Origin of the sequence: Blautia wexlerae (genome assembly GCF_013300825.1) — a bacterium.
GTDB classification, from domain to species: domain Bacteria; phylum Bacillota; class Clostridia; order Lachnospirales; family Lachnospiraceae; genus Blautia_A; species Blautia_A wexlerae_B.
Genome location: NZ_JAAIMY010000100.1, coordinates 1 through 474, shown reverse-complemented (window position 1 = coordinate 474; position 474 = coordinate 1). Strand labels below are relative to the sequence as shown.

General features: G+C 42.8%; 1 protein-coding gene. It reads right to left on the bottom strand.

All coding sequences use genetic code 11. From position 1 onward, the window contains the following. A partial coding sequence (locus tag G4417_RS17795; RefSeq protein WP_173684246.1) for a tyrosine-type recombinase/integrase occupies positions 1-474 on the bottom strand: 474 nt, incomplete at both ends.

Genomic DNA, 474 nt, shown 5'->3' with positions numbered 1-474 from the left:
AGCCATCATATCGGATGCTGCGTCTTATGGTAAGGCATTGTTCTTCCAGATTTACGTCCTGCCATGCCAAACCACAGGCTTCTCCAATACGAAGCCCGGCATAATAGGCTATCTGGATTGGAAGTATTGCGGCTGGGTTCTTTTTTTGAAGATACGCAAGCAGTCTTTCATAATCTTCTCGTGAAATTGGTTGGATATTTCCGTCCATGTCCTCATCCGAAAACAAATCAACTTCGTCCGTCTGATACCGCAGTTTAATATACTGCATGGGATTGAACGTAATATACTGTTTTGGAAATACTGCAAAGCGGAAAGACTGCTGCATGACTGCGGAAAAAGAATGGATGTAATCTTTGCTGTAACCCTTTCTCTCTTTTCCATCGGGATGAACTCCCCCGAAGGAAAGCAAATCAAAGAAAGATTGCAAATGCTCAGAGGTTACATTTTTTAATTTCCGTTCTGCCAGCGGATGTT